This window comes from Pseudomonas sp. PsB (genome assembly GCF_043658375.1).
Lineage (GTDB): Bacteria > Pseudomonadota > Gammaproteobacteria > Pseudomonadales > Pseudomonadaceae > Aquipseudomonas > Aquipseudomonas putida_Z.
In genome coordinates this window covers 25,225-42,365 of the sequence record NZ_JBIGLU010000020.1, presented here as the reverse complement: position 1 = coordinate 42,365, position 17,141 = coordinate 25,225, and the positions used below count along the sequence as shown (strand labels likewise).

The following is a 17,141-nucleotide window of genomic DNA, read 5'->3' as shown; positions in this document are numbered from 1 at the left end:
CCGGGCTGTCTGATTACGATAGTTCGATCATAATCGAACTATGGCAATTAATGATAGCCCCGTTATCATGACGACCATGCGAGCCTATCAACATCCCAACTCTGAAGACCTTACCCTGGAACGCCTGCTCTATGCCCTGAGCGACCCGGTGCGCCTGGGTATCGTGCGCCACCTGGCGGGCGTGGCCGAAGCCAGCTGCGGCGAGCTGGACGGCGGCCGGCCGAAGTCGAGCATGTCCCACCATTTTCGCGTGCTGCGTGATGCGGGGTTGGTGCATACCCGCAATGTGGGGACTACCCATATGAATTCGTTGCGTAGCGAGATGCTGGGGGAGCGGTTTCCCGGGTTGCTGGACTGCATTCTGCGCCAAGTTTGATCTGCCAGGCTGACACGGTCCTTGTAGGAGCGGCCTTGTGTCGCGAAAGGGGCGCGTAGCGCCCCCAGATTTTCAGCTTCGCCGCTCAAATTGCCGGGGCCGCTTTGCGGCCCTTTCGCGACACGAGGCCGCTCCTACACTGACCGCATCAGCCTGCAGGTTTGGAATGGACAGCAGGGTTATTTTTGCCCAGGGCAAACCGGCACACCTGCCCTCCCCTGAGCATGCACTCCTCATGGCTGACCTCGGCCCCACCCAAGGCCCCGATCAGCGCCAGGTCCAGCTCGCACACCACCGGGTGCGCCTTGGCCAGGTGATGGAATACGCAATTGTGCGCAACGATCTGCGGCTCGCCCCCCGAGCGGAAGAACACCTGCGCCTCGTACCCGGCATTGTTCATGTGCTCGACGATGCGTGCTTCATCCACCACTTGATGCTCCAGGTCCGCCGCCAGCTTGCGCCCCAGCTGGCGCATCAGCGCCAGCAACGCCTCCTGCCCCAGCAAGCCGGCCACTTCCGCAATCAGCAGGTTGGCCAGCAACGGATACTGCCGCGGGAACAGTTCGCGGGCCTGTTCGGTCAGCTCGTGCAGCTGCTCCGGGCGGCGCCCGGTGGGCCGGGTAGCGCCACGCTTGACCAGGCCGTCGCGCTCCAGAGCCGCCAGGTGCTGGCGCACCGCCGTGCGGGTGATGGCCAGGGCCTGCGCCAGGTCGTCGATGCTCATGCCGGCCGGCTGGAGCAGCAACGCATGGAGCAGGTCCTGTTGGGTACGGCCCAAGCCTTCGAGCATCAGAATTTGTCCGGGAACTGTTTGACCAACGCCGCAGCCAGGGCGTCGGACAGGGTCAGAATATGCTCGCGCATCATCGCCCAGGTGCGCGCCTCGCCCACGTAGTCAGCGGCCGCCAGCTGGTCGATCTGGGCCACGTGGTGCCCGCCGTGGGCGCTGAGCAGCGTCAGCAGGGTCGGTTCGGGCAGGTTCGGGTTGGCCTTGGCCAGGAACGCAGCGATGCCCTTGGCATTGCTGGTCAGCTCATTGACCGCGGCTTGCTGGCCTTTTTTGTCCTTGGCCACGGTGGCGTCGCTGTAGTGCTTGATGGCGCCCCAGTGGCCGGCCAGCAGTTTCAGCAACTGATCGGCGGCGGGCTGGCCGTACAGCGGGGCAATGCTGTTGGCGATCCTGGTAGCGTCGGTAACCACTTCCTTGGCAGCGACTTCAGCCTCGTTGGCGTTGCCGGCCTGGTTGGCGACAGCATAGTTGCGCACCCAGAAGATGTGCTCGACCCAAAGGTCGCGCAGGGCCATGCGCGTGGTCATTGCAGCAGATTCGGCGGGTTTGGCGGCGGGGGTTTCGCTTGAGTAGGAGTAGCTTTGGCTCCATGCCGGCTGGGCGCACAGGGCGAGCAGCAGTAAGGCGGCAATCTTGATGTTCATGACGGCACCCTCCTGGAGGGGGATCGACTGACAAGATTAATTTAAGCATAAAAATATGTTTTTATTGAGGTTGAGCTGGGTTTCCGATCAGTGGTTTCCTGAACTGGCCTCTTCGCGGGTAAACCCGCTCCCACAGGGATAGCGCCAAGCCTGTGGCCAGCGCGGTCCCTGTGGGAGCGGGCGAGCCCGCGAAAGGGCCGGAACCGGCAACAAAAAAGCCACGAGGTCTCCCCCGTGGCTTCTGTCACAACAATGGCCGCTTACAGCGCCATGTCATTCTCAGGCTTGCTTTCGACCGGCTGGCTCGGTGCAACCGTGGTACCGACGCTCTCATCGATCACCGGTGGCTTCTCGAGCTGCAGCACTTCAGCGGTGTAGTTCCACTCTTTCTGGGTGGCCGCCGCCGAGTCGTTCAGCTTGGTGCCGTAGCTCGGCACGATCTGCTTGATCTTGGCCTGCCACTCAGGGGTAGCGACCTTCTCCTTGAACACGGTTTCCAGCACGTTCAGCATGATCGGTGCCGCAGTCGATGCACCTGGCGATGCACCCAGCAGGCCGGCGATGGTGCGGTCTTCGGAAGCGACCACCTCGGTGCCCAGCTTCAGCACGCCGCCCTTCTCGGCATCACGCTTGATGATCTGCACGCGCTGACCGGCCTGCCACAGGCGCCAGTCTTCCTTCTTGGCGTTCGGGAAGTAGGTGCGCAGGGCTTCGAAGCGGTCGTCGTCAGACAGCATCAGCTGGCCAGCGAGGTATTCCACCAGCGGGTACTGATCGATGCCGACCTTGGTCATCGGCCACACGTTGTGGGTGGTGGTGCTGCTCAGCAGGTCCAGGTACGAGCCGTTCTTCAGGAACTTGGTCGAGAAGGTGGCGAATGGGCCGAACAGGATCACGCGCTTGCCATCCAGCACGCGGGTGTCCAGGTGCGGAACCGACATGGGTGGCGCACCGGTCGAGGCGATGCCGTAGGCCTTTGCCATGTGCTGCATGGCCACGGTCGGGTTCTCGGTCACCAGGAACGAGCCGCCCACCGGGAAGCCTGCGTATTCCTTGGCTTCAGGAATGCCCGACTTCTGCAGCAGCTTCAGCGCGCCGCCGCCGGCACCGATGAACAGGAACTTGGCATCGGTGGCCGATTCGCTACCGTCCTTCAGGTTCTTGTACTCGACATGCCACGAGCCGTCCTTGTTGCGGGTGATGTCCTGCACTTCGCTGGACAGCTTCAGGTCGAAGTTTTCCTGGGTTTTCAGGTGGCCGACGAACTGGCGGGTGATCTCGCCGAAGTTGACGTCGGTGCCGATTGGCGTCCAGGTCACGGCCAGCTTCTGGTTAGGGTCGCGGCCTTCCATCATCAGCGGGACCCACTTGGCGATCTGCGCGTGGTCCTCGGAGTACTGCATCGGTCGGAACAGCGGGCTGGCCTGCAGCGCGTCGTAACGCTTCTTCAGGAACTTGATGTTGTCATCGCCCCACACGAAGCTCATGTGCGGCGTGGTGTTGATGAACGAGTGCGGGTTCTTCAGCACGCCCTGGCGGACCTGCCACGACCAGAACTGGCGGGAGATCTGGAAGGCCTCGTTGATTTCGATGGCCTTGGTGATATTGACGTTGCCGTCCTTGTCTTCCGGGGTGTAGTTCAGCTCGGCCAGCGCGGAGTGGCCGGTACCGGCGTTATTCCAGCCGTTGGAGCTTTCTTCGGCCACGCCATCCAGGCGCTCGACCATTTCCATCGACCAGCTTGGCTCCAGCTCGTGCAGCCACACGGCCAGGGTCGAGCTCATGATGCCGCCGCCGACCAGCAGCACATCTACTTTCTTGGTTTCTGCGGCGTGCGCTTGCATGACGCTTGCAGCGACAGCCAGACCCAGCAAGGTCTTGCCAGCTTTCTTGAACATTGATCGATTCCAGTCAGGAGAACAGGGGGTGGGCCTGTGGCTGGCCCAAGTAAAGCATGTTCTGCAGCGCAGGCTTGTTGTTGATCATTGTTCAGCAGCCAGAGAACCAGAAAACGACTCGGCCTTTTGTCGAATTGACCGACAGGGCTGAATCGTTTTTCCGATTGTAGCTTAAATGCCAGCACAAACAAATTGCCACCCGGAGCGTCAAGGCGACGGGTTGCCTCAGTGGCAGATTGTCACGCGGAAAAACAAAAACCCCCAATCACGTAAAATGACCGGGGGCCTTGGATCACGCCGCAAGCGTCGCGATCAGGGTACCGCCAAGATTACTGCTGCTGAGGCAGTTTATCGATCGGGCCGCAGCCACCGATGATCTTGGAGATGGAAACCGAAGGGTGGAACAGGTAGTCGTAGGTGCAGTTTTTCGGCTGGTTGTAAACCTGGCCAGTGCAACCCGACAGCAGGGCAACACCCGAAACGACAGCAACGGCTACGGTAGCCTTGAACAGCTTTTTCATACTAAGTCCTTTAAATGAATCATCTTCGGCCATCATTCTGATGGCGGCGGGATGATACAGAACCCAGGCATTGGATCCAAGCCGCAAAGTGCACTGGCTGGTTGCACGTGTGCAACAACAAGTTGCCCTTGTAGGAAATTTCTCGCACTTCTGAAAATTCAGAGCTTGTTTCCAATTTCCTGGTAGACGGTTGAAAAGCAGGCCGGTGGCGACGATAGTCTTGAGCTCTGCCTACGCACCACCAACAGGAGTTCCCCATGCTCGGCGTCACCGACTACGGCGCGTTCGTCATCGCCTTCATCATCGTCCTGGCCATCCCCGGCCCGGGCAACTTCGCCCTGATCACCGCCACCGGCAAGGGCGGGATCAAGGCCGGCATGGCCGCGACCTGCGGGGTGATCCTGGGTGACCAGGTGCTGCTGTGGCTGGCGGTGGCTGGCGTTGCCACCCTGCTGGCGGCCTACCCTGCCGCCTTCCACGTGGTGCAGTGGGCCGGTGCTGCGTACCTGGCCTACCTGGGCCTGCGCATGCTGCTGAGCAAACCCGGTGGCGCGCCACGGGCCAGCCGCATGGACAACGGCCAGTACCTGCGCCAGACCATGATGATCACCCTGCTCAACCCCAAGGCGATCATGTTCTACATGGCGTTCTTCCCGCTGTTCGTCGACCCGGTGAAGCACCAGGGGCTGGTGACCTTCGGCTTCCTCGCGGCGACAGTGGCGGTGGTGACCTTCCTGTACGGGTTGATTGCCGTGGTGCTGACGCACCAGTTGGCCGAGCGCATGCGCGCCAATCCACGGATTGCCAATATGTTCGAGCGGTTGGCGGGGGCTTGCCTGGTGGGGTTTGGTATCAAGCTGGCGGCAATGCGCTGAAGGCCCTGGGGCGCGGTGCCCCCCTTTCGCGACGCAAGGCCGCTCCTACAGGGCCATGAGCTACCCTCCTGGTACTGCGCTGAACCTGTGGGAGCGGGCATGCCCGCGAAGAGGCCGGCCCAGGCAATCAGATACGGAAGCTGCCCACCAGTTCGCGCAGACGCTGTGCCTGAGCCTCGAGGTCGGCACAGGCTCGCAGGGTGGCCTGCAGGTTCTCTACACCCTCCTGGTTGAGCATGGTGATTTCGGTAACCTCACGGTTGACCATATCCACCACCGAGGTCTGCTCTTCTGTGGCGGCGGCGACCGACTGATTCATGCCATCGATTTCACCGATCCGCCCGGTCACGGCCAGCAGCCGCTCACCCGCCTGGTTGGCGATCTGCACGCTCTCGATACTGCGTTGCCGGCTTTCGGCCATGGTGTCGACCGCGGTGCGGGAACCGACCTGCAGCTCCTCGATCATTCGGTGGATTTCCTGCGCGGAGGTCTGGGTACGATGCGCCAGGTTGCGCACCTCATCGGCAACCACAGCGAACCCTCGTCCGGCCTCCCCGGCCCTCGCCGCCTCGATGGCGGCGTTGAGTGCCAGCAGGTTGGTCTGTTCGGAAATGCCCTTGATGACGTCGAGGATCTGCCCGATGTTGGCGGTCTTGCCATTGAGCGCTTCGATATGCCCGCGCGAACCCTCGATGCTCGCCGACAGGTCGTTCATCGCGGCAATGGTACGCGCGACCACCAGGCGCGCCTTATCCGACTGCACCCGGGCGTCCGAAGCCCTGGACGAGGCATCCGCGGCGTTGTGGGCGATTTCCTGGGCCGCGGCCCCCAGCTCCTCGATGGCAGTGGCAACGCTGTTGGTACGGGCCGCCTGGCCGTCGGACTTGGTCAACGAAGAGTTGGAGGCCTCCAGTACTTGCCGGGCGACCTCGCCGAGGCTGGAGGTGGTAGTGGCTACCTCGCAGATCGAGGTATGTATCCGCTCGACGAAACGGTTGAAGGCGCCAGCCAGCCGACCGAACTCGTCGTTGCTGCGGACGGCAAGACGCCGGGTCAGGTCACCCTCGCCATCGGCGATATCCTGCATCGCACAGTCCATGGCACGCAGCGGCCTCATCAGCAGGCGAATCCACATGCCCAGCAGCAACAGGGTGATGAGCACGGCAACCAGCGTGGCAACGACCGCGGAAACTCGGAAGTCGGTCAACGCGGCATAGGCCTTGCTCTTGTCCAGCGAGAGCCCGACATACCACTTCACCGAGGGCAGCCCCTGTACTGGCACAAAACCGACCAGACGGAAGGAGCCATTCTCCGTCACTTCGCTAAAACCGCCGTCGAGGGATGGCGAACCTGCCGAAAATAGCTCGGCGAGACTTTTGCCTACCCATTGCTTGTCCGGGTGGACAAGGATCTTGCCGTCGGCGCTGACCAGGAAGGCATAGCCCACGCCATCGAAGTTCTGCGCGTTGATCATCTGCGCCATCCTGTCCAGGTTCAGGTTTACGCCCAGCACACCCAGCGTCCGGTCGCCGGCGCGGATCGGCGCCGCCTGGGTGATCACCAGGTAATCTGTACCGGCACCTATATAGGGTGTGGTAAGAGCCGGACCGCTCTTCAGCGCGTCCTGATACCAGGAGCGCTGTCGGGCATCGTAGCCATCGGGCATGGTCCGCGGCGGATAGATGGCGAACTCGCCGCTCTCCCGCCCGACGTAGCTCGCCACGAAAGTGTCAGTCAGCGCCGGCGACTTGAGCAGGGCCAGCACGCGCTCCCGCGAGTCGTCCACCGCTATCGCCTGGGCCATCCCCTGCGTAAGCAGCAGCCGCCCCGACAACCAGCTCTGGATGTTCAGCGCCAGTACCTCGCCAATGTTGCGCAGGCTGTGTTCGACCTCGTAGCGGATCTCGTTGCGCTGGCGGTAATCGTTGTAGCCGGCGAACACGACGAAAACGAGGATGATCACCGCAGAGGCAGCCAGCAGGATCTTCTGGCTGAACTTCATCGGCAGGGTCATGGCGTATCGACTCCTCATGAGAAAACGCGATGTGGCAGATAATGGCGATCCCGGTCGGAACGGCCGGGCAGAGCCCGCGCTACCAGAGGGCCAGGCTGTAGCTGAGGATCAGGCGGTTCTCATCCAGGTCGTTGCCGAAATTCGAACGCACCGTGGCGTTGCGCCACTTGATGCCGACGTTGCGCAACGGGCCGCTCTGGATGACGTAGCCAATGTCCATGTTGCGCTCCCATTCCTTGCCCGAGTTGCTGCTGCCGACCAGTACGTTGTCGCCGGAGATATAGCGGGTCATGAAGGTCAGCCCCGGAATACCGAGGGAAGCGAAATCGTAGTCGTAGCGCAGCTGCCAGGAGCGCTCCTGGGTGTTGCCGAAATCGTTGATCTGCACGAAGTTGACCAGGTACGGGTCGCTGTTGGCGATGTACGGGAAGGGGTCGTCGCCGTCCATGCGCTGGTAGGCAGCGCCAAAGGCGTGACCAGCCACGGCGTAGGTCACCATGGCGCCCAGCGCCTTGTTGTCCAGGTCACGGAAGTTGCCGTCCTCGGTACTGCGGGCATAGCGCAGGTCGAGCTTGAGCGAACGCTTGTCGGCCAGCGGCAGCAGGTACTGCAAGCCGCCGTAGTATTGCTTGTAGATGTCTTCGAGGTTGCCGTAGTGCAGGCTGGTGGTGAGTTGCTGGGTCAGCCGGTAGTCGCCGCCGGCAAACACGAACGAATCGCTGGTACCACCGATGCGGTTGGCGGACATCTCGACGAAGTCGGATGAGCTGTTGAACTTGATCCGGTCGATCTTGCCGCCCTGCAGGGTCAGGTTGTCGACATCCTGCGAGGTAACCATTGCCCCGCGGAAGGTACCGGGCAGCAACCGCGTGTCGTTGTTCGACACCACCGGGCTGCGGAACGCCAGCGTGCCGATACGCGCAACCGACTTGCCAACCCTGGCCTTGGCGGTCAGGCCGAGCTTGGAGTACTCATCCTGCGAACCACGCCCATGGGCCGAACCGAGATCAGCCGGGAGCAACCCCGTACCGCCGGTACCATCGCCCCCGTCAAGCTTCACTCCGAGCATGCCCAGCGCGTCGAGACCGACACCGATGGTGCCCGGGGTGTAACCCGACTCGAAGCGGAACATGAACCCTTGCGCCCACTCCTCAGCCTTGTCGCGCTGGCTGGTTGGCGGCCCATTACGGAAGTCACGGTTGAAGTAGAAATTGCGCAAATCCAGGCTGGCCTTACTGTCGGCGAAGAAGTCAGCGTGGGCGAGGCCCGGCAAGGCACTGCCTGTGATCAATATGCCGGCGAGGCGCTTCAAGGGAGTCATGCGGTGTGGTCTCCTGGCTCCAGGACGCGCGGCAAGGGGCGTTTGCCTGCCTGGCTGGGCGCATTCCGGATACTGTTCTTGTGATTGTTTTTCGCTTGCTGGTTTCCCGGCCGCCGGGCGATTATTTGGAGGTAGCCTTTTGCCGTCCAATGAGAAAATCCGGCCGCATGCCATAAAAATTTTTCGTTGTCCCCGCACTCGCCAGATGCGTGAGGCTGGCGCACCACTTGATCCCCACGCCAAAACGTTTTTCTCTGGATGCGACACAGCGGCCAGGCGCCGGAGGGCTATTTCCCGTGAACATGCGTTTTCTAGAAACCTTCGTCTGGGTCGCCCGACTGAAGAGTTTCCGTCTCACCGCCGAGAAGCTGTTCAGCACTCAGGCCTCGATCTCCAGCCGCATCGCCGCGCTCGAAGACGAGCTGGGCGCACGCCTGTTCCTGAGGGATTCCAAAGGCGTCACCCTGACACCCGAAGGGCAGCGGGTACTCGAATACGCCGAGCACATGATGGATACGCTGCAGGCACTGAAGCGGTCGATCAGCAATGCCGGCAACGTGAAGGGGCTGGTACGGCTGGGCGCGATGGACTCGGTGATCCACACCTGGCTGAGCCTGCTCGTGACGCAGCTGATGGAGCGCTATCCGGGCGTGGAGATCGAGCTGACTGCCGACACCGCGCGCAATCTCAACGAACAACTGCACAAGGGTTATCTGGACCTGGTGTTCCAGACGGACGTAGTGCGCGGCGATACCCTGCGCAACCAGGCGCTGGCCCATTATCCGGTGGAGTGGATCGTCTCCACCAACTCGCTCTACCACCGTACCTACAACTCACTGGAAGAACTCACCCGGGAGCGTGTGGTGACCTTCTCGAAGAACTCGCGGCCGCATCAGGACATCCTCAACCTGTTGCACACCAGCAACATCGCCAACCCACGCATCAACTGCGTGAACTCGGTAGCGGCCATGACACGGCTGATTCGCGACGGCTTCGGCATCGGCGCCCTGCCCGCTTCGCTGGTCGCCGAGGAGCTGGAGCAGGGCAGGATGACGGTGCTGGAAAATGTACCCAAGCCGGCGGCGATGGAAATCATCGCCACCTGGCGCAGCGGGGTCGGGCTGGGGCTGGTGGAGCAGGTCGTGCGCCTGGCCCAGGAAGTCGTCCAGCAATATGCCGAGCAAATGGGCCCGCATCGCGTCACACTCGCCCACACGGGCGAGGTAGCGAATCTGTAGCAGGCCACTGTGCCAAAACGAACAAGCCCTGCTGGTGCAGGGCTTGCTCGTTTTCATACCTGCGGCAATGCGCTACATCAGCACGTACAGCAGCACCACGTTGCAGGCGAGCACCATCAGGGCCGTAGGTACCTGGGCCTTGATCACCGCGTTTCGGTCAGGCAGGTTCAGCAATGCCGCCGGTATGATGTTGTAATTCGCGGCCATGGGCGTCATCAGCGTGCCACAGTAGCCGGAGAACATGCCGATCGCCGCGACTACCGCCGGGTTGCCGCTGAAGTGGCCTATCAGCACCGGCACACCGACACCACCGGCCATCACCGGGAAAGCCGCAAAACCATTGCCCATGATCACGGTGAACAGCGCCATGCCGAGCACGTACACCAGTACCGCGACCAACTTGAGGTCCATGTCGATATAGGCGGTGGCAACATGGGCAACGGCTTTGCCGACGCCAGCATCGTTGAACAGCAGGCCGAGCATGGCCAGCAGTTGCGGCAATACCAATGCCCAGCCCAGCGCCTCGGTCAGGCGTCGCGACTCGCGCAGCCCCTGCACGGGGCCTTCCCGGACCATCCAGCAAGCCATGCAGAAGGCGACCAGGCTACCAATCCCCAGTGAAACGAAAGTGATGTTCTTCGGGTCCAGCAACGGCATACCAGCGATCGAGAAGTCCTTGCCGACCAGGGTGCCGAATACGGTGACGACCGGAATGGCCAGTGCCGGGATAAACAGTCGGCTGCCCAGCCGTCGCGCGCTGGCCTGGCGCTTCTCGGCGGCGAGTTCGCCATAGCGCCCCAGGCCGACGCCGCCGAATCCGGCGATCAGCGCCATGAGCAGAACGCCTGCGCCCACCAGCACCGGCGGCAACTGGTCGCCCACCAGGAAGGCCAGGGCAAACAGGCTCCAGAACAGGCCGGTGCTCCAACGCTTGCCATGTTGCTTGTCGGCAAAGGTCATTGCCGCGGTGATGGCCAGAACGACGCCCGCCAGCCAGTACAGGTATTGAATCGAAAGGATCATGGCATCACTCCTGGATCGCGGCCAGCGACTGCGGTTGCATCTGTGCGGGGGATTGCGACTGTAGCCGGCGCTCCAGGCGGGTATTGAATCGGTGTATACGCGCGGCATGGATGAGGAAGGCGCAGATCGCCGTGGGGATACCCCAGAGCGCAATATGAATCGGCTCCACATCGATGCCGTTGCCGATCAGGAAGGTATGCATCAGGGCGATGGCACCAAAGGCGACGAAGATGTCCTCGCCGAAGAACAACCCTACGTTATCGGTCGAAGCGCAGAAGGCGTGGAGCTTGTGGCGCAGGTCGTCAGGCAGCTTGCCGTAGCGGTTCTCCACCGCACCCTCGGCCATCGGCGCCAGTAATGGGCGCACCATCTGAGCATGCCCGCCCAGGCTGGTGAGCCCCACCGCCGCGGTCATTTCCCGGACAAACAAATAGAGCACCAGCAGGCGCCCGGCGGTAGCGGTCTGGATACGCGAGATCCAGTTCTGCGCGTGTTCGCGCAAGCCATGCCGCTCGAGCATGCCAATGACTGCCAGAGGCAGGAGGATGATCAAGGGAAGCATGCGGGTCTTGATGAAGCCATTACCGATGGAGGCCAGGATCGTCTCCACCGGCATGGCAGCGGCAAGGCCGGTCACCACGGCGGAAAGTACGACTACCAGCATCGGGTTGAAACGCAGGATGAAGCCGATGACGATCACAAGGACGCCAAGCAGCGGCCAGAGACTGACTGCAGTTTGCATAGGGAACTCCCGTGCGCCGAGTCGACCAAGGCAGAGTGGCCGCGCGGCGGGTGGGAAGCGTAGAAGCTTCCCTTTCTTGTTTAGGTGGACGCCGAAAGGCGCTTGTTGTTGTTCTACTGACTCGACGCCCATGTCGGCACGGGGTGCTGTACAGGGCAACCGTCCAACCGTTCAGGATCACGCTTGGCCGGTTGGCGTACTTAACGAAAGACACGCCCAGGTCGTCCAACAAATAAAAGTGTTCACCCGCGATATGGAACCCCGGGGGTTGGGTGATCAGCGGTATTTTCGAACGGCTTTCAAATAGATTTTATTCAGCCTTTACGCCACCCGACAGAAAATCAACAACAACTTGATCAGCAAAGCCGATAGGCTCTCATGACTTGGAAAGTCGGTAATTTCGAGTGGCAATACCTTGCCCCAAGAAAGTCCGCTTGCCCTCTGCTTTAAAAGCCATCTTGCAGGACAGAGCCTATGGAAAGCCCAGATATCGCATTATTCATACTGGCATTGATTGCCATTACAGGGACACTTATCAGTTTGTTCGAGCACCGCACCATCAAGCCAGGAAAGCCTCAAATGAAGAGCAAGGCCACCAAACTTCAGCAGCGGCCTTGAAGAACTTACCCCCCTGCTGATATCACTACCTTGGCGTCCTCGCAACACTATGTTCGAGTGGTTGGCAGCGATGCGCCGAGGGGCGCTTTGCGCCCCTTTCGCGACGCAAGGCCGCTCCTACAACCGATCGCACCAGGCTGGACCTGTGCGCAATCCCCTGTAGGAGCGGCCTTGTGTCGCGATGGGCCGCAAAGCGGCCCCCGGTCCTACAGCTGAAACTCAGAATTATCCCCTTCCCTGTAGGCCATTTCCCAAACATACTGCCAACCCGCTCAAACTGTTGCGACGGATTGGGTCGCGCTCTAGTCTCGGCTTGTCGTTGTCAACTCAACGACCGGCTTTGACAGGCCGACAACTTCTCCGTGCACGTACACCCGTTATGGCGGCAGTACGTGGGGCACCTCGTGTGCGCCGAGTCTCCGGAGTCCTCGGTCTGTCAACCCGCGTACCGCTGCCACCCTCTTGTTTGACAGCAAGTCCGTAGCAGCTCGACTGACTCTGGAGCTAACTATGCGCAAGATGGTCCCCGATCCACCCCACTCCCTCGATTCCACCCAGGCTCTGCAAGACACCCTGGTCCAGTCCTCAGAGTACGTACTCTGCGCCCTGTTCGTGGCCCGCCAATCCGTGCAACTCAAACCCACGGCCCCGAGTTCGATCGTGATGCAGGCCGTGATCCATGAAATGGAGGCGGTACAGGGCCTGGTCGAGTCGGCATTGATGCAATTGCAGATGCAGGCCCATTTACCGGCTGAGCCACGAACTTTGCACTAGCAGGCCTGGCCTCTTCGCGGGCACGCCCGCTCCCACAAGGGTAATCATTGCCCTCAAGTACTGCGCCGTACCTGTGGGAGCGGGCGCGCCCGCGAAGAGGCCGGCACAGACACCCAAGATTCCAGGGAGAAAAACAATGCCCACCGACGACACAAAGCAACCCACCACAGTCGGCAAGACCTGCTTCTACCAAGGCGAAAACAACACCCACCCGCTGTTCCGCATCGAACCCGGCATCCCCTGCCAGGACGCCCGCGAACAGGCATCCGAACTGATGGGCTACGTCCGCGACCTGATCATCACCGGTTTGATGGATGGCGACCAGAAGCTGATCTGGGCCTCGCATTACCTGAGTGCGATGGCCAAGGCGCTGCTGGATGATGCTGAATTGGGGATGATGAAAAAATAAGAAATAAAGAAGCCCTTGGAAACGCAAAACACCCAGGGGCTTCATTCATCGCATCTCGTCGCGATCACACCCAAATACGCTCCGGCCCCATGCGGTAATACGATCTCTTCCATCGCGATGTAGTCCATTTCCCAAACAAACAGCAAACCCGCTGTATTCGTTGCCAGTGCACAGCCCGCACCTTAGCCTCGTCTCTTCATCGCCATTCAGACCAACGCAGGAAGGCGATCGTCGGGCTAGGCGCAACCAACCATTGCGTAATGGCCTCCACCTCGTTTCCGCAGGACCACTCGGTCACTCATTCATCGACAAGGAGTAGCCACTAGGCTACATTTAATGCATGCCGAATCAGATCGACACAACGTCTGAATTTGAAGATTGGCTGGATGGCGTAAAAGACCCAATCGGCAGAGGTGCTGTCACCTCAAGGATTGCCAGAGCCGAAAATGGCAGCTTCGGTGATACCGAATCGGTTGGCGATGGTGCCAGTGAGATGCGCGTGTTTGTCGGCCCCGGATATCGAATCTACTTCGTACGAACGGGCCCAACCCGCTACCTGATGCTCTATGGCAGCGATAAAACGGATCAACACAGAGCCATCAAACGAGCCAAGGAAATCCTTGATGCAGTACGAGGTAAAAAACGATGAGCGACAAGTCCACCCCTGAAGACATGCCAATCCTTGATCTGGACTTGAGCAATACCAAACGATTCGAGGCATCCCGGTTTCTCGACAGCCCAGAAACCATCGCAGCATTTCTGGCAGAGGCTATGAAGGCTAACGATGCTCAAATCCTGATGCATGCCCTGGGTGAAGTGGCAAAAGCCAAGGGCGTGAACCAGTTTGCGCAAGACGCTGGCGTCAATCGCGAGTCTCTCTACAAAACTTTGAAGGGCGGCGATAAAACCCGATTTTCTACAATTCAGAAGCTGATGCTTGCCTTGGGCGTAGAACTCACCGTCAGGCCGCTCAAGAAGCTCCCCGCGTCTTCATAGGCTCGCCCGCGCAATTGGGATGTTCGCTACAAACAACTTCGCGCCACACAACGAAAAAGCCCCTGGAAACTTTCGCTCCCAGGGGCTTCATCTTGTATGGCGGAGAGATAGGGATTTGAACCCTAGGTACTGTTGCCAGTACAACGGATTTCGAATCCGTCCCGTTCGACCACTCCGGCATCTCTCCAATGCCGCGCATCATACCAGCGTTCTTTTAAAACGCAAACCTTTTTTTTAAAAAAATCGCGTGGTATCAGGCGCTTGCGTGAACGTACCGCTTACAACGGCACGCCCAGGCGCTTGGCAACTTCTTCGTAGGCTTCGATCACGTCGCCCAGGCCCTGGCGGAAGCGGTCCTTGTCCATTTTCTTGCGGGTCTCTTTGTCCCACAGGCGGCAGCCGTCCGGGCTGAACTCGTCGCCCAGCACGATCTGGCCGTGGAATACGCCGAACTCCAGCTTGAAGTCGACCAGCAGCAGGCCGGCGTCATCGAACAGCTTGCTCAGCACTTCGTTTACCTTCAGCGACAGCTTTTTCATTTCGGCCAGCTGCTCGGCGGTGCCCCAGCCGAACGCGACAACGTGGGATTCGTTGATGAAGGGGTCGCCCTTCTCGTCGTTCTTCAGGAACAGCTCGAAGGTGGACGGCTCCAGCTTGATGCCCTCCTCCACGCCCAGGCGCTTGACCAGGCTGCCGGCGGCGTAGTTGCGCACCACGCACTCGACCGGGATCATGTCCAGCTTCTTCACCAGGCACTCGTTGTCGCCCAGCAGCTTGTCGAACTGGGTCGGCACGCCGGCTTCTTCCAGTTTCTGCATGATGAAGGCGTTGAACTTGTTGTTCACCATGCCTTTGCGGTCGAGTTGTTCGATACGCTTGCCGTCGAACGCCGAAGTGTCGTTACGGAACAGCAGGATCAAGCGGTCGGCGTCGTCGGTCTTGTAAACCGATTTGGCCTTGCCGCGGTAGAGTTCGTCGCGTTTTTCCATGATTGGGCTCCGCTTGCTTGAGGTGTTGGGCTAGGCGATTTCGCGCCAGTCGAGCCCGTGTTCCTGATTCGCCACCTGGAGCCAGTCCGGGTCGCACCCAAGGGTGTCGACGAAGCACTGGCGAGCCAAGTGTGGCAGGTTGTTCTTGCTGCTGAGGTGGGCCAGCACCAGGTGTTGCAGGTTGCTCCAGCCCAACTCGTGCACCAGGCGCGCGGCCTGGTGATTGTTCAAATGCCCTTGCATGCCACCCACCCGCTGCTTCAGGAAGGCCGGGTAGTGACCGCGTGCCAGCAGGTCGCGGCAGTGGTTGGCCTCGATCAGCAGTGCATCCAGGCCCTGGTAACGCTCCAGCAGCAGCGCGTCGTACGAGCCCAGGTCGGTCAGCATGCCGAAGCGCCGCTGGCCGTCGCTGACCACGTACTGCAGCGGCTCGTAGGCGTCGTGCTCGACCCGCGCCGCGGTCACTTCCAGGCTGCCGATACGCAGGCTTTCGCCACAAGCGAGAAAACCGGCCACCTCCACCGGCTTGCGCATGCCGCGCAAGGTCCCCTGGCTGAGGTAGACCGGTACATTGTAGCGCCGTGACAGCAAGCCGACTCCATGCACGTGGTCCGCATGTTCGTGGGTGACCAGTACCGCACTGAGCTGGGCCGCCGACACGCCGAGCAGCGCCAGGCGCCGCTCGGTCTCGCGCAGGGAAAACCCGCAATCGACCAGGATGAACGTGTCACCACTGGCGATCAGCGTGCCGTTTCCCTGGCTGCCGCTTCCGAGTACCGCGAAGCGCACTTAGCCCAGGTGGTCCTGAATGGCGCTCAGCACGCGGCGGGCGACATCGGCCGGGGCCACGGTGTTGATGTTCTTCTCGACCGTGACCTGCACGCTCTCACCCACCTTGCTCAGGCGAACCTGGTAGCGCTCGGCACGGGCTTCACGCTCTTCCTTGGTAGGCTCGCTGCCGAACATGCGGCCGAAGAAGCCAGGCTGGTTCTGCTTGTCTTCAGGCTTTTCAGACAGGTTGATGTAGTACAGGCCCAGGCTGCGGTTGATGTCCTCGACACGCCACTCGCCACCCTGCTCCAGGGCACGGCCCACGCTGGACCAGGCGCGGTCCAGGTCGGCGCCCAGGTACAGCACCGGGTTGCCGCTGCCGTCTTCGCTCAGGCTGACGCGGCTTGGCGCGTCGAAATCGCGCGCGGCCAGCAGCGATACCGAACCGCCCTTCTCGGCGCTGCGGTTCATGCTGGCAAGCATTTCGTCGACCAGCAGGGCATCGGCACCGGTGTTGCTGGAGGTGGACGGGAAATCGGGCTCGGCTGTGCTGCCGGCCGGGCGCTCGACGCTGACCACATACACCTCGGAGGTGTTGCGCTGCACGCCAGGCTCCATGCGTACACGCACGCGCACTTCGCTGTCAGCGCTGCTGGCAGTGCTGGCCAGGCGCTGGCCGAGCGAAGCCGACAGTTCGTCGAAACGCTGCCAGGTGGTGTTGAATTCACCGGTCTGCGGGCGCTCTTCGGCGATGCGGAAACCGTTGTCCTCGAAGAACTGGCGAGCCACCGGCCATACCTCGGCCGGCGAATGCTGGGCCAGCACCCAACGGCTGCTGCCGCTGCGCTGCAGGCTGTAGTCGGTAACCTGGGCGGCGCCACCGGTCATCGGTTGCGGGCGCGGCACCTCGAACTCGCCGGTGGCGCTGTCGTCGGCGACGTTGCGCGGGATCGGCAGCAGCGGGTCAAGGCGCTTGACGTTGCTGGCGTCCGGCGGCAGCTGCATCGGCGCAGTCGGGCGCGCCTGCAGGTAATCGCTGCCGCGGTCGCGGAAATAGCCATCCTCGCCCCACAGCCAGCCACACCCACTGGTGCTGGAGATGATCAGGGCAAGGGCGGAAAGACCAGCCAGTCGCTTCATGC

General features: G+C 61.3%; 19 protein-coding genes, 1 tRNA gene and 1 pseudogene. 8 read left to right on the top strand and 13 right to left on the bottom strand.

The window, feature by feature from the left end:
• Positions 1-40 precede the first annotated feature (40 nt).
• Positions 41-376 carry a helix-turn-helix transcriptional regulator gene (locus ACGLHT_RS21290; protein WP_025340241.1) on the top strand — a complete coding sequence of 112 codons (336 nt, stop codon included), beginning with the start codon at positions 41-43 and terminating at the stop codon, positions 374-376.
• A 148-nt stretch (positions 377-524) separates the two neighbouring features.
• Here ACGLHT_RS21290 and ACGLHT_RS21285 read toward each other — a convergent pair whose 3' ends face one another.
• From ACGLHT_RS21285 to ACGLHT_RS21270, 4 genes are all read right to left on the bottom strand, one after another.
• Positions 525-1,166, bottom strand: coding sequence for a metalloregulator ArsR/SmtB family transcription factor (locus ACGLHT_RS21285; protein ID WP_025340242.1), 642 nt, complete (start codon positions 1,164-1,166; stop codon positions 525-527).
• Positions 1,166-1,810 carry a hypothetical protein gene (locus ACGLHT_RS21280; protein ID WP_137164647.1) on the bottom strand — a complete coding sequence of 215 codons (645 nt, stop codon included), beginning with the start codon at positions 1,808-1,810 and terminating at the stop codon, positions 1,166-1,168. The genes ACGLHT_RS21285 and ACGLHT_RS21280 overlap by 1 nt, the downstream gene beginning before the upstream one ends.
• Before the next feature lie 260 nt (positions 1,811-2,070).
• The gene (mqo, locus tag ACGLHT_RS21275; RefSeq protein WP_075046052.1) at positions 2,071-3,708 is read right to left on the bottom strand and encodes a malate dehydrogenase (quinone); all 1,638 of its coding nucleotides are present in this window, start codon (positions 3,706-3,708) and stop codon (positions 2,071-2,073) included.
• A 329-nt stretch (positions 3,709-4,037) separates the two neighbouring features.
• Positions 4,038-4,229 carry a YhfL family protein gene (locus ACGLHT_RS21270; protein WP_003254720.1) on the bottom strand — a complete coding sequence of 64 codons (192 nt, stop codon included), beginning with the start codon at positions 4,227-4,229 and terminating at the stop codon, positions 4,038-4,040.
• 257 nt (positions 4,230-4,486) lie between these two features.
• Here ACGLHT_RS21270 and ACGLHT_RS21265 point away from each other — a divergent pair, with 257 nt between their 5' ends.
• Entirely contained in the window at positions 4,487-5,104 is a 618-nt protein-coding gene (locus ACGLHT_RS21265; RefSeq protein ID WP_025340245.1) for a LysE family transporter, read from the top strand.
• Positions 5,105-5,231: 127 nt separating this feature from the next.
• Here the strand turns inward: ACGLHT_RS21265 and ACGLHT_RS21260 are convergent, their stop codons facing one another.
• From ACGLHT_RS21260 to ACGLHT_RS21250, 3 genes and pseudogenes are all read right to left on the bottom strand, one after another.
• Complete coding sequence (locus ACGLHT_RS21260; protein WP_394520252.1) at positions 5,232-5,996, bottom strand: methyl-accepting chemotaxis protein; 765 nt, start codon at positions 5,994-5,996, stop codon at positions 5,232-5,234.
• Between the two features lie 93 nt (positions 5,997-6,089).
• Positions 6,090-7,106, bottom strand: a pseudogene (locus ACGLHT_RS21255) (cache domain-containing protein); the annotation flags it as partial.
• 91 nt (positions 7,107-7,197) lie between these two features.
• A complete protein-coding gene (locus ACGLHT_RS21250; RefSeq protein ID WP_137164650.1) occupies positions 7,198-8,439 on the bottom strand; it encodes an OprD family porin in 1,242 nt (413 codons plus the stop codon).
• 296 nt (positions 8,440-8,735) lie between these two features.
• Here ACGLHT_RS21250 and ACGLHT_RS21245 point away from each other — a divergent pair, with 296 nt between their 5' ends.
• On the top strand, positions 8,736-9,677 hold the full coding sequence (locus tag ACGLHT_RS21245; protein ID WP_025340248.1) for a LysR family transcriptional regulator: 942 nt from the start codon (positions 8,736-8,738) through the stop codon (positions 9,675-9,677).
• Positions 9,678-9,749: 72 nt separating this feature from the next.
• Here the strand turns inward: ACGLHT_RS21245 and ACGLHT_RS21240 are convergent, their stop codons facing one another.
• A complete protein-coding gene (locus ACGLHT_RS21240) occupies positions 9,750-10,700 on the bottom strand; it encodes a DUF979 domain-containing protein (RefSeq protein WP_137164651.1) in 951 nt (316 codons plus the stop codon).
• A gap of 4 nt (positions 10,701-10,704) precedes the next feature.
• Positions 10,705-11,442 (bottom strand): DUF969 domain-containing protein, encoded by a 738-nt coding sequence (locus ACGLHT_RS21235; protein WP_025340250.1) that lies wholly within the window; start codon positions 11,440-11,442, stop codon positions 10,705-10,707.
• Positions 11,443-11,916: 474 nt separating this feature from the next.
• Between ACGLHT_RS21235 and ACGLHT_RS21230 the strand changes: the two genes are divergently transcribed.
• The 5 genes from ACGLHT_RS21230 (at position 11,917) to ACGLHT_RS21210 (ending at position 14,239) form a co-directional block, all read left to right on the top strand.
• On the top strand, positions 11,917-12,060 hold the full coding sequence (locus tag ACGLHT_RS21230; RefSeq protein WP_170978869.1) for a hypothetical protein: 144 nt from the start codon (positions 11,917-11,919) through the stop codon (positions 12,058-12,060).
• Between the two features lie 510 nt (positions 12,061-12,570).
• Positions 12,571-12,834, top strand: a complete 264-nt coding sequence (locus ACGLHT_RS21225; RefSeq protein ID WP_025340251.1) for a hypothetical protein — start codon at positions 12,571-12,573, stop codon at positions 12,832-12,834.
• 136 nt (positions 12,835-12,970) lie between these two features.
• Positions 12,971-13,243 carry a DUF3077 domain-containing protein gene (locus ACGLHT_RS21220; protein WP_025340252.1) on the top strand — a complete coding sequence of 91 codons (273 nt, stop codon included), beginning with the start codon at positions 12,971-12,973 and terminating at the stop codon, positions 13,241-13,243.
• A gap of 340 nt (positions 13,244-13,583) precedes the next feature.
• Positions 13,584-13,892 carry a type II toxin-antitoxin system RelE/ParE family toxin gene (locus ACGLHT_RS21215; RefSeq protein WP_274120823.1) on the top strand — a complete coding sequence of 103 codons (309 nt, stop codon included), beginning with the start codon at positions 13,584-13,586 and terminating at the stop codon, positions 13,890-13,892.
• Positions 13,889-14,239, top strand: coding sequence for an addiction module antidote protein (locus ACGLHT_RS21210; RefSeq protein WP_085590631.1), 351 nt, complete (start codon positions 13,889-13,891; stop codon positions 14,237-14,239). The genes ACGLHT_RS21215 and ACGLHT_RS21210 overlap by 4 nt, the downstream gene beginning before the upstream one ends.
• A gap of 97 nt (positions 14,240-14,336) precedes the next feature.
• Here the strand turns inward: ACGLHT_RS21210 and ACGLHT_RS21205 are convergent.
• The 4 genes from ACGLHT_RS21205 to bamC all read right to left on the bottom strand — a co-directional run bounded on the left by ACGLHT_RS21205 (position 14,337) and on the right by bamC (position 17,139).
• A tRNA-Ser gene (locus tag ACGLHT_RS21205) sits at positions 14,337-14,426 on the bottom strand.
• Positions 14,427-14,517: 91 nt separating this feature from the next.
• The gene (gene purC, locus ACGLHT_RS21200; RefSeq protein WP_004375217.1) at positions 14,518-15,228 is read right to left on the bottom strand and encodes a phosphoribosylaminoimidazolesuccinocarboxamide synthase; all 711 of its coding nucleotides are present in this window, start codon (positions 15,226-15,228) and stop codon (positions 14,518-14,520) included.
• A 30-nt stretch (positions 15,229-15,258) separates the two neighbouring features.
• Positions 15,259-16,017 (bottom strand): MBL fold metallo-hydrolase, encoded by a 759-nt coding sequence (locus tag ACGLHT_RS21195; protein WP_012273748.1) that lies wholly within the window; start codon positions 16,015-16,017, stop codon positions 15,259-15,261.
• A complete protein-coding gene (gene bamC, locus ACGLHT_RS21190) occupies positions 16,018-17,139 on the bottom strand; it encodes an outer membrane protein assembly factor BamC (RefSeq protein WP_004375223.1) in 1,122 nt (373 codons plus the stop codon).
• Positions 17,140-17,141 lie beyond the last annotated feature (2 nt).